Here is an 11,352-nt window from a genome sequence, read left to right as displayed (position 1 = left end):
TTTTTAGCTATATTTCTGCTCGATATGGGAATCACAAGCGGCAAAAAATTGAAAGCTTTTTTCTCTTTTGGCTGGTTTCCTGCCGCTTTTGCTGTATTCATTCCTCTTATCAACGGAAGTATTGTAGCGGTTTTGAGTTCCATAGTAACTCCTGATATTTCTAACCGATTTATTTTTGCTATTTTAGCGGCAAGCGCCTCTTACATTGCCGTTCCAGCGGCTATGAAAATTTCTGTTCCCAAAGCGAATCCTGGATTGTTTCTACCTATGGCGTTAGCGGTTACTTTTCCAATAAATATCACTGTTGGTTTACCCATTTATTTGATGATTGTTCAATGCACGTGATGCTTTAAAAAGCGAAAGTTTGCTTCTCTTGGTTAAAAATTATGAAGTTAGGAAGTTCCCTTTTTTTCATTTGCTTCTTCCACATCCGCTGCATCGGGTTTCATTCCTTCTTGTTCTAAATGCGCTTGTTTTTCGAACTGCAAACTGATGAAGATGGGAAAATGATCCGAATCAAAATTACGAAGGCGAATCATTTTTTTAAATTTCCAATCCACGGAAACAAACGCATGATCTAACGGAAATCGAAGAAACGGATAATGCGCATGAAAGGAATTGAAAAAACCGCGTCCGCGTCTGGGGTCGAGCAAACCACTCATTTTAAGAAACAACTCGGTTGTATAGCTCCAAGCTACATCATTTAAATCACCGATAACAAGGACGGGAAGTTTGGATTTTACAGCCAAATCAGCTACGAGTAGCAACTCCTTATCCCGTTCGGCAGAAGACGGATTTTCGTTAGGAACCGGTGGTGTGGGATGAACGGCATACAATTGAATCATTTGACCACTTGGCAAAACCACTTGTGTGTGAATGGATGGAATATCTGCTTCTACCATATAATGAACCGAAGTATTTGTTAACTCAAATTCGGAATACAATAACATCCCGTATTTGTTATCCAAAGGTACTTTTACCTGAAAAGGAAATTTTTTGTCCAATATTTTTACATTTTGTTCCCAAACCAAATCGGTTTCTAAAAGTAGGACCAGGTTGGGTTCAACCCGCTCAATTTCGTTTAAGCAACCTTGGTAATTGCGATTATCTTGCAAAACATTTGCCATCATTAATTTTATACCATTTTCTGGAATTTCATCTTTGATATCCAACACCTGATAATTAGAAATTTTCGTAAATGGAATAATTAAATAAAAGAGATAGGTGGCATTTATAAGCATCAAACCGAGAAACAACATGACCGTTACATCTTTTTGCGGTACATAAAACGCCAAAAAAACAATGCAAACGACATTTAAAACCAACTTTTGAAGCCTTGGATAATCGCAGACTCTAAATACCCAATACTCTTTTTTTACAAAAGGCAATAAGGTAATAACCAGCAGTAAGGAACTCAATAAAAGTACTGTCATCTTCATAAATAAAATTTGAAATTGAAGTTGAAAAAAGATTCTTTAAAACCTTATTTAATTCCAATCCAAGATACAACTTTTTGAAAAACGATGTACTGTTTTGGCATTTCGTTGCAGGATTTTATTTTCGCAGTTTCACTGTAATAAAATTGCATAAAATAAAGCTGAAATGCTGTAAAATCAGTTTCAAAAGAAATCAATAGTTTAGCTACTTAGCAATTAAGTTCTATTGTTAAATCAAATATCTCGCAATTTATAGATTTAGAAACTACTAAAAAACAGGGATGTTGTACTTTTAAATTTAGCAATCCATAAGATAAAAACTGAACCGTGCTTGTTGTAACGAAGGTCACGGGTAGTCAGGTTGTTGAAGTAGCTGTAATGGCGTATGTCCTTTCCACCCGTTCGGGCATGCATAAAAAGCCTACGTTTCCACTGTTAAAGGAGAACCAGTCACACGGCAATGATACAAGTATCGGTCAGCTTTTATTATTCTAATACGCTCCATGTATTTAGTTCTCGAAACTAATTTTTTGTCGGTTTGAGTGATTTTCGATAGAAAATCGGATTGAAAACTAGAATAATTTTATTAAAAACGGTGCTCAATACACCTCGCTTTGAGTGCGAAACGTATCAAGAATTTTGTTGAAATTTACTGCACAAAAAAATCGAACAGACATTACCAACCACACCCAGGCAGTTTTTTACATCCAATGCAATTAAAAAAAATTGTTCCCTCCAAAAATAACTCCAAATAAATTTGGTTGACTGAAAAAATATCTTTTACTTTGTATCTCAAAGTACTTTAAAAATGGATACAAACAAATATTTGAATGACATTTCAGAGATTAAGAACATGATGAATCGTTCCTCTCGTTTTATTTCGCTTAGTGGTTTATCAGGAATTTTAGCTGGAATTTATGCCTTAATCGGCGCTTACTTTGCCTATCAAACCATATATTTCGATCAATCAAATTTGGGCTCGTACAAAACGCTGGTTATCTCTGAAGATGCCGTCATCAAGCTTTTAATCATTGCGGCAACGGTACTTATTTTATCTGTGCTAACCGGAATTGTACTTACCGTGCGGAAAGCCAATAAACACGGCGAAAAAATTTGGGACAAATCGACACAACGTTTGATCATCAACTTTTTGATTCCACTAACTACTGGTGGTGTTTTAATTCTTTATTTAATCGAGAAAGAACAATTTTCGCTAATTGCACCACTTACACTTATTTTCTACGGTTTGGCCATTATCAATGCGAGTACCTATACCATTGGCGATGTTCGCTATTTGGGAGTTACCCTACTCGTTTTGGCATTTATATCGTTATGGTTTATTGGCTACGGCTTGCTTTTTTGGGCATTGGGATTTGGTTTTTGCCACATTTTTTATGGTGCGATGATGTATTTTAAATACGAACGGAAATAATGAAAAACCTTATCGAAAATATCAATAAAACCTTTGACCACCGGATTCGATTGGGCATCATGTCGGTGTTGATGGTAAACGAATTTGCTGATTTTAATATGCTCAAGGAACTCCTAGGCGTGACCGACGGCAATCTTGCCAGTCATGCCAAAGCGCTGGAAGCGGAAAATTATATCGCGATTGAAAAACAATTTATTGGCAAAAAACCCAATACCCGTTACATGACAACCAAATTAGGTCGGAAGGCTTTTCAAGACCATATTGAAGCGCTTGAAAAATTGATTCAGAAAGGAATCTAAAAAAATTTATCTATTCACTTTGAAATACAAAGTACTTTAAAATATAAAAAATGAGTGATTTTAATAAAATTAGCACCCAAACCCGACCCATTAAAATGGCAATCTACTCGTTTGCCGGTGGCACTTTTTTCTTCATCAGTCACCTACTCTTTCCGAATGAAATTGTTTTTTTAATCGGTGGTTGGTGCTTTGTAGTAATTGCCCTTTTTACCAATGCCATTATGCTCTTGTTTTTGATGCGAAAACTGATTGTGGCTCGGGCAACCCGTACCAAAACCATTGAAGAAATCGCAATTCTACTTTCTAACATTCCCATTACCGCACTTTACCTCTTTATTATTATTAATCAAAATAATCTTTTTTAACCTTAATTCAATTTTTTATGGAAACTTCTCAAAATGACATTCCGTTTTACCAAACCACCACTGCCAAAATTATCATGGTCGGATTGCTTGCCCTTTTTCTACTCATTCCGCTTTCGTATGTCCAAAGTTTGATTACCGAACGTGCCGACCGAAAAAAAGAGGTCGTGCAGGAAGTTACAAAAACTTGGGGTTCTGATGTGCACATTTACGGACCCACACTTCGGATTCCGTACCACGTGTACAGCCAAACGACCACACTAAATCCCGCAACAAAAAAGGAAGAAATCAGCCAGACAAAATCAGTGGCTTACGCCTATTTTTTTCCTGAAAAAGTGGATTTTAAAACGCAAATTAAAAAAGACAATTCGCTCAAAAGAGGACTTTACAATGTGGTTGTATTTTCGACAGACATTCAGGCGAAAGGTACATTTTCAACCCCAAATTTCAAGAAACTTCAAATTGACGAAGCCAATGTTTTGTGGAATCAAGCCACTATTTTGGTAAAAACAACCAACTTGAAAAGCAGCAAAAGCAATTTGCAACTGAAAGTCAACCAATCCGACTTAAATTTTGAATCGAAAGAAAATTCAGATAAATACTTTGACGATTTAGAAAGTGATATTTTTGATTTGTCTGAAAGCAAAACCGTTTCGTTTCAGTTTCAAATGAAGTACAACGGTAGCAACTCGGTAAAATTTGTTCCCGTGGGAAAAAACACCACTGTTTCGATTGATTCTGATTGGCAAAATCCAAGTTTTGAAGGTAATTTCTCGGCCAGTACAACCTCAAAATCTATTGATGAAAATGGTTTTCATGCCGATTGGTCGATTTCGCAAGTCAACCGGCCTTTTGCGCAAGAACATGCCGAATTTTTACCGCAACTTAACGACTACTTGTTTGGTGTTAAACTCATTGAGACCGTCGATCAATACCAGCAAAACGAGCGGGCTTCCAAATACGGCTTCCTGATGATTGGCCTTACTTTTTTAATTTTCTTCTTAATCCAAACCACCAGCAAAATCAGTATCCACATTTTCCAATACGGAATGATTGGTTTGGCACTCGTGCTGTTTTACACGTTACTGATTTCTATTACTGAGCATTCCAGTTTTTCGATTGCCTACGGAATTGCTACTGTCGCCGTAATTGGAATGCTGTTTTTCTACACACTTTCGATTTTGAAAAGCAAAAAATTCTCGATGTTTATCGCTTTGGCTTTGGCGGCATTGTACGCTTTTATTTACGTGATTATCCAACTTGAAAATTATGCACTATTGGTGGGAAGTATTGGATTGTTTGTCATCCTTGGTATTGTAATGTATTTTTCAAGAAAAATCGATTGGAATACCAAAGAAATTTAAAAAGGATTTGTGATAGCTCATTTCAACCACGAATTCACTAATTTTCTAGAATAATTATCTATCGGATTTAATTCGAATTTTCATCTTTGATGAACTTAATTGCACCTCAACATTTTTTTTATATTCGTGAAATTATGGTTCCAATTGGATTTTTGAGCACGTGATATAAGGAAAACCGACAGCTTATTCTATAATTTAAACCCTCCAAAAAATTTGAATCTTTGGAGGGTTTTGTCGTTGTGCATTTCCGCGGTAGGGATGGTAGTGGAGCTCTCCCGATTTTTCATCGGGAAGCGGGAACAAACAGCCCGCCCCCGATTTTTTTCAATCGGGGGACCGCCCAAAAAATTTTTGTGAATAACTGAATTTTAAGTTAAATTTTAAAAGCCAATTTATTTGCTAATCCGAATCTTTATGCTAATTTTAGCTAAACTAGAAACAGGTTTATGACAGAAGCGGATATTGAATTAGAAAATAAAGCGATTGCAAAGGAATACAAGGAGTTACTTCGCATTAGTTATCAAACGTTGACGGACGATGATAAAAAATTGATTCGGAAAGCCTTTGACTTGGCCGTTGAAGCCCACAAAGATGTTCGACGAAAATCGGGCGAGGCTTATATTTTTCATCCCATTGCAGTAGCCAAAATTGTGGCGTCGGAAATAGGTTTAGGACCGAGTTCGATTGCTGCGGCTTTGATGCACGACGTGGTAGAAGATACGGACATTACCGTGGAAGATATTGAAAGACAATTCAATAGCAAAATTGCACAGTTGGTAGAAGGACTGACGAAAATTGCGCAAGTCCAGAAAGACATGAATGTGTCGTTGCAAGCCGAAAATTTCCGAAAAATGTTGTTGACTTTGAACGACGACGTTCGGGTAATTTTGATCAAGTTGGCCGACCGACTGCACAATATGCAAACGATGGAATCGATGGCCGATTACAAGCAGATGAAAATTGCGTCGGAAACCTTGTACATTTATGCTCCACTCGCCCACCGACTGGGTTTGTATAACATCAAAACGAAGTTGGAAGACCTGGGTTTGAAATACACTGAACCCGATGTGTACAACGACATTGTGAGTAAAATAAAGGAAACCAAAGAAGAACAGGACGATTATATCAAAACCATTTCGGATGTGATTCGGGAATCCCTGGAAGCCGAAGGTGTGGACTGTGTGATTAAAGGTCGGCCAAAATCGATATACTCGATTCGCCGGAAAATGAAAGCACAAAATGTGAGCTACGATGAAGTGTACGACAAGTTTGCCCTTCGGATTGTGTATAAATGCGAACCTAATCAGGAAAAGTTTATTGCATGGAAAATATATTCCATAGTAACCGACCATTACCGTCCGAGTCCGAGTCGATTGCGCGATTGGATTTCGTCGCCCAAATCAACGGGTTATGAGGCGTTGCACATCACGGTTATGGGACCCAAAGGTCGCTGGGTAGAAGTGCAAGTGCGGAGCGAACGTATGGACGAAATTGCCGAAAAAGGTTATGCCGCACATTATAAATACAAGCAAGGAGCGACGGAAGAAAGCGGACTGGATGTTTGGTTAAATTTGCTACGGGAAGCCTTAGAAAATCAAGAGGTAAATGCGGTGGATTTTGTGGAAGATTTCAAGATGAATTTGTATTCCAAGGAAATCTTTGTTTTTACGCCAAAAGGCGAAATAAAATCACTGCCCAAAGGTGCTACTTCTCTTGATTTTGCGTTTAGTATTCACTCTGAAATTGGCGTAAAAACCCGCGGAACCCGTGTGAATGGCAAACTCGTACCCCTGAATTATGAGTTGAAAAGCGGCGACCAGGTGGAAATTATAACATCTGTAAACCAAAAACCCACTTCGCATTGGTTGGATTATGTAACCACTTCGCGTGCCAAAACAAAAATCAAAAACGTTCTTAACGAAGACACGAAGAAAATTGCCGAAGAAGGAAAAGAACTTTTGACGCGAAAATTGCGGCATTTGAAAATTACGATTAACGAGAATGTAGTCAAAGAACTCGTTAGTTTTTTTAAACTAAAAACAAGTTTGGATTTGTTTTTCAAAGCCGGAATCGGATCAATTGACAATGCACAGCTTAAAGAATTTGCTTCGCTGAAGAGCAATTCGTTTATGAATTTTTTCAAAAATCGGATCAAAAGAGCACCGTCGCAAAACAGCGAGTTTGTTCAGAAGGACGAATTGAGTCAGAATTTTGACATGCTGGTTTTTGGGAAAGAACAGGACAAGTTGGATTACAAACTCTCGGCATGTTGCAACCCGATTCCGGGCGATAATGTATTTGGATTTGTAACAATAAATGAAGGCATCAAAGTGCATAAAAAAGATTGTCCCAACTCCATTAGTATGCAATCCAATTATGCCTACCGCATTATTCAAGCCAAGTGGATCGATTCGTCTCAACAGGAGTTCAAAGCCATTTTGGACATTACCGGAATGGACAGTTTGGGATTGACCAATGAGTTGACAAAAGTAATCTCGAGCAACATGCATGTTAATATCCAGAGTATTTCGTTGAGTAGCGACGCTGGAATTTTTAAAGGTCAAGTGGCGGTTATTGTACAAAACAACACGATTTTGAAAAAACTAACCGACAACATCAAGAAAATTGATGGGATTGATAAGGTGACTCGGGTTTATAAATAGAGATTGAAAGAAAGAAAGATAGAAATATTGCCACGAAGACACGAAAGCACGAAGATTGAAAGTATGAAAAACTGAAAGACCGAAAAAATTCCGCGATGACGCAAAGAATTATAGATTAAAGCAGTTTCAAAATAACTTAGCGCCTTTGTGCCTTCGTGGCATGACCTTCAATACTTACTCCTGTAAAACTTTCAGCTGTTTGATGGCCAATCGCGATTTTAGCCAAGCTTCCAACTTTTTCGTTTCGGTAATGTCGAGGGGTTTTCGAGACGAAATAATCACAATGGTTTCTTTCATTACGCTGTCTTTTTGCATAATGAAACGGTGATTGGCAATAGAAAACTTTTGAATCGCTGGAAACAAAATTTTCGATTCGTTGTACAAACTCACATCGTCAAATCGGTTTTGTGCGAGTTCACTATTTAGTTCTGCCAATCGAATATCGCGATCATCCACCTTTAAATTCCCTTTCATTTCATTGAGAATAGCTCCCTTTAAAGTAAGTAATCGGTCCGTGCTGTCTTGCAAAATAACCAGTTTCGTATTTGGGATCGCATATTTGACCAGTTTTTTATTATAGTTCGCAATTTCATCTTGGTCAAAACGCTTGGTCAAAAAACCCAACTCTATTTTTTTATTTTTACCTTTTAAATCGGTTTTTTTGTACACGATGGTGTAACCGTTTTCGACAAATTCCATATTTAAAAAGCGATCAATGTTTTTACGCAGTTGTTGTTCGTTATAAAGCGAATAGGCCAAATAAGCACTTGGAACCAACATCACTAAAATAAGCAATGTAATACTATTTCGAACTTGTTTTTGTTGTGCAATATTGATTTGCTTTTTAGGTGCGTATTTTAAATATTTGATTATCAAAAAGGTAGCAATTCCGATAAACACACAGTTTATAGAATACAAATAAATGGCACCTAGAAAAAAACTCCAATTTGCTGTTGCAATTCCAAAACCTGCCGTGCAAAGCGGTGGCATCAAAGCCGTAGCAATGGCCACACCCGGAATAGGGTTTCCCTTCTCTACCCGAGTTACTGCAATAACCCCTACAATTCCTCCAAAAAAAGCAATTAAAATATCGTAAATATTGGGACTCGTTCGTGCCAATATTTCAGATTGAACGTCTTTAAACGGACTGATGTAAAAGTACATTGTAGAAAAAACCAACCCAATAATGGTGGAGATGGCCAAGTTTCGCAACGACTTTTTGAGCAAGTCGAAATCGTAAATCCCCAAAGCAAAACCCGCTCCTACGATGGGACCCATTAGCGGCGAAATAAGCATCGCTCCTATAATTACCGCCGTCGAATTGACATTCAAACCAACCGAAGCTACAATAATGGCACAGGCCAAAATCCACATATTAGCCCCCGTAAAATTAACATTCTGTTTGATGATTTCCAGCGTCTTCGCCCGATCATCCTCTCCTTCATGGAGGTTAAACATTTTGATAAAAGTTCTCAGCATGACCTCAATTTAGCTCGGTTAATAGCTCTAAAGATAAAATTATTCTGTTGCAAATAGAAAATTAATAGTATTATTTTTGCGAAAACCATTCGCATCAACGCTATCGTATAATTTTTTTTTAATCCTACCACGGCAAAAACTTTTTTTTGCAATGCTATTAAAAAGTGTCTTTGCAAACTATTCAAACAACTATATTTGCATAAAAAATACATCCATGAATCATTTACAATCGACAATAGAACAAGCTTGGGACAACCGAGAATTATTACAACATACCGAAACTACGGCCGCCATTCGAGAAGTAATCGACTTGCTAGACCAAGGAAAATTACGAGTTGCTCAACCCACCGAAAACGGTTGGCAAGTAAACGAATGGGTTAAAAAAGCCGTTGTACTCTACTTCCCTATCCAAAAAATGGAAACCTTAGAAGCCGGAATTTTCGAGTACCACGACAAAATTCCGTTAAAAAAAGGCTATGCCGAAAAAGGCATTCGTGTTGTACCCAATGCCGTAGCCCGTCATGGTGCTTACATTTCCAAAGGCGTAATTTTGATGCCCAGTTATGTCAACATTGGCGCTTATGTCGACGAAGGAACAATGGTAGACACTTGGGCAACTGTAGGAAGTTGTGCTCAAATTGGCAAAAACGTACATCTTTCAGGAGGCGTAGGTATCGGTGGCGTTTTAGAACCCCTGCAAGCCGCACCCGTAATTATCGAAGACGGTGCTTTTATCGGGTCGCGTTGCATCGTGGTGGAAGGCGTTAAGGTAGAAAAAGAAGCCGTTTTGGGTGCCAATGTGTGCCTTACTGCATCCACTAAAATCATCGACGTCACTGGCGATACGCCAATAGAAATGAAAGGCATAGTTCCCGCCCGTTCGGTAGTTATTCCTGGCAGTTATACAAAGACTTTTGCAGCAGGATCCTACCAAGTCCCTTGCGCTTTAATTATTGGAAAACGCAAACCATCAACCGATTTAAAAACCTCCTTAAACGACGCTTTGCGCGAATACGACGTGGCGGTTTAAAATTTTTTAGGAGCACATCTCGTGGCATTTTTTTAATCCATGTTCCCGCCTTCCGTTCCCATTGTTTCGTACTCCTAAACCCCAGGAGCACGAAACAATTCCACTCCAGTCGGGGCTAGAGGTTCGGGCTTTAGGCATTTTTTTATCGCTTGGGATTTTAAAAAACGTTTTTTCTGACAAAAATTATTACGAATTATCACGAACAAAAAAAACTTAATATACATACACGAATTTCAAAAGAAATCTTCCGATTTTCCTCCACATAAAATTTATTAAAATTTGTGAAATTCGTGTCTCATTTTTTTGCACAAAAAAATCTGTGGAAATCGGTGAAAGCTGTGGCAATTTTTTTTCTTTGAAATTTTTAGTCTTATCTTGCTTATTCATTCTTTTGAGTGAGTGGCGAATATGTGTTGAAATTCACTAATTTTATTCAAAAGAAATATAGTATGCAATGGGAAGCAAAACTTATTAAACACCGAAACGAAAAGCGAATAGCGGTGTACTTCGAAAAAAACGCCGATTTGATTGTGCGTATCAAACAATTAGAAGATGCCAAATGGAGTCAAACCCTAAAGGTGTGGCATTTGCCAGATACCGATGAAAATCGGGTTCGGTTTAAGATGTCCCGAATTTCATATTCGTTGCCTTCGGCCGAAGGAATCGTTCAAATCGAAAAATTTAAACAATGGCTTCGCTCCAAACGCTACAGCGAAAGTACCGTTACGACCTACAGCGAAGCATTGAAATCTTTTTTAATTTTTTTCCGCGATAAACCCCTAGCCGAAATTAGTAATGAAGACGTAATTGTGTACAACAACAACTATATCTTAAAAAACAATCTTTCGCCTTCCTACCAAAATCAAATTGTTAACTCGATTAAGCTATTCTTTCAAACCATTCGAGAAACAAAAATAATGGTAGATAAAATACACCGTCCCAAACGCTCGAAACTATTGCCAAACGTGCTGAGTAAAGAGGAGGTAAAATTAATTTTGAATGCCCATAGCAATATCAAACACAAAATGATGTTGAGTTTAATATACAGTTGTGGTTTACGCTGTGGCGAATTATTGGCATTACAACCCCATCATATCGATTCCAAAAGAAACATTGTTTTGCTCAAAAACGCCAAAGGCAAAAAAGACCGAATTGCACCATTATCTCCTAAAATTTTAGAAATGCTTCGAGAATATTATAAGTTACACAAGCCTGAAACATTTTTGTTTGAAGGAAAAATTAAAGGGCAACCTTATGACGACAGGAGCCTACAACAGGTTTTAAAAC

Annotated in this window: 10 protein-coding genes; 8 read left to right on the top strand and 2 right to left on the bottom strand. The window is 37.8% G+C overall.

What is annotated here, in order from left to right:
* Positions 1 to 345 (top strand): sodium-dependent bicarbonate transport family permease (locus ACIQ2X_RS09055; protein ID WP_396178608.1); only part of this gene is annotated, 345 nt, incomplete at its 5' end.
* A 47-nt stretch (positions 346 to 392) separates the two neighbouring features.
* Here ACIQ2X_RS09055 and ACIQ2X_RS09050 read toward each other — a convergent pair.
* Positions 393 to 1,439, bottom strand: coding sequence for an endonuclease/exonuclease/phosphatase family protein (locus ACIQ2X_RS09050; protein WP_396178607.1), 1,047 nt, complete (start codon positions 1,437 to 1,439; stop codon positions 393 to 395).
* Between the two features lie 805 nt (positions 1,440 to 2,244).
* Here ACIQ2X_RS09050 and ACIQ2X_RS09045 point away from each other — a divergent pair.
* The 5 genes from ACIQ2X_RS09045 (at position 2,245) to ACIQ2X_RS09025 (ending at position 7,556) form a co-directional block, all read left to right on the top strand.
* Positions 2,245 to 2,868, top strand: a complete 624-nt coding sequence (locus ACIQ2X_RS09045) for a hypothetical protein (protein WP_396178606.1) — start codon at positions 2,245 to 2,247, stop codon at positions 2,866 to 2,868.
* Positions 2,868 to 3,167: a winged helix-turn-helix domain-containing protein gene (locus tag ACIQ2X_RS09040; RefSeq protein WP_396178605.1), complete on the top strand. Its 300-nt coding sequence runs from the start codon at positions 2,868 to 2,870 to the stop codon at positions 3,165 to 3,167. The genes ACIQ2X_RS09045 and ACIQ2X_RS09040 overlap by 1 nt, the downstream gene beginning before the upstream one ends.
* Positions 3,168 to 3,217: 50 nt before the next feature.
* Entirely contained in the window at positions 3,218 to 3,532 is a 315-nt protein-coding gene (locus tag ACIQ2X_RS09035; protein ID WP_396178604.1) for a hypothetical protein, read from the top strand.
* A gap of 17 nt (positions 3,533 to 3,549) precedes the next feature.
* Positions 3,550 to 4,893 carry a cell envelope integrity protein CreD gene (creD, locus tag ACIQ2X_RS09030; protein ID WP_396178603.1) on the top strand — a complete coding sequence of 448 codons (1,344 nt, stop codon included), beginning with the start codon at positions 3,550 to 3,552 and terminating at the stop codon, positions 4,891 to 4,893.
* Positions 4,894 to 5,339: 446 nt separating this feature from the next.
* Positions 5,340 to 7,556 (top strand): RelA/SpoT family protein, encoded by a 2,217-nt coding sequence (locus ACIQ2X_RS09025; protein WP_396178602.1) that lies wholly within the window; start codon positions 5,340 to 5,342, stop codon positions 7,554 to 7,556.
* A gap of 174 nt (positions 7,557 to 7,730) precedes the next feature.
* Here the strand turns inward: ACIQ2X_RS09025 and ACIQ2X_RS09020 are convergent, their stop codons facing one another.
* A complete protein-coding gene (locus ACIQ2X_RS09020; RefSeq protein ID WP_396178601.1) occupies positions 7,731 to 9,035 on the bottom strand; it encodes a DUF389 domain-containing protein in 1,305 nt (434 codons plus the stop codon).
* A gap of 214 nt (positions 9,036 to 9,249) precedes the next feature.
* Between ACIQ2X_RS09020 and ACIQ2X_RS09015 the strand changes: the two genes are divergently transcribed.
* Both ACIQ2X_RS09015 and ACIQ2X_RS09010 read left to right on the top strand, forming a co-directional pair.
* Positions 9,250 to 10,065 (top strand): 2,3,4,5-tetrahydropyridine-2,6-dicarboxylate N-succinyltransferase, encoded by an 816-nt coding sequence (locus tag ACIQ2X_RS09015; RefSeq protein ID WP_396178600.1) that lies wholly within the window; start codon positions 9,250 to 9,252, stop codon positions 10,063 to 10,065.
* A gap of 449 nt (positions 10,066 to 10,514) precedes the next feature.
* Positions 10,515 to 11,352 (top strand): tyrosine-type recombinase/integrase (locus ACIQ2X_RS09010; protein ID WP_396178599.1); only part of this gene is annotated, 838 nt, incomplete at its 3' end.

This window comes from Flavobacterium sp., from assembly GCF_044368625.1.
Lineage (GTDB): Bacteria > Bacteroidota > Bacteroidia > Flavobacteriales > Flavobacteriaceae > Flavobacterium.
Note: the sequence above shows the minus strand (reverse complement) of the source record. Positions and strands in the feature narration are given on the sequence as shown.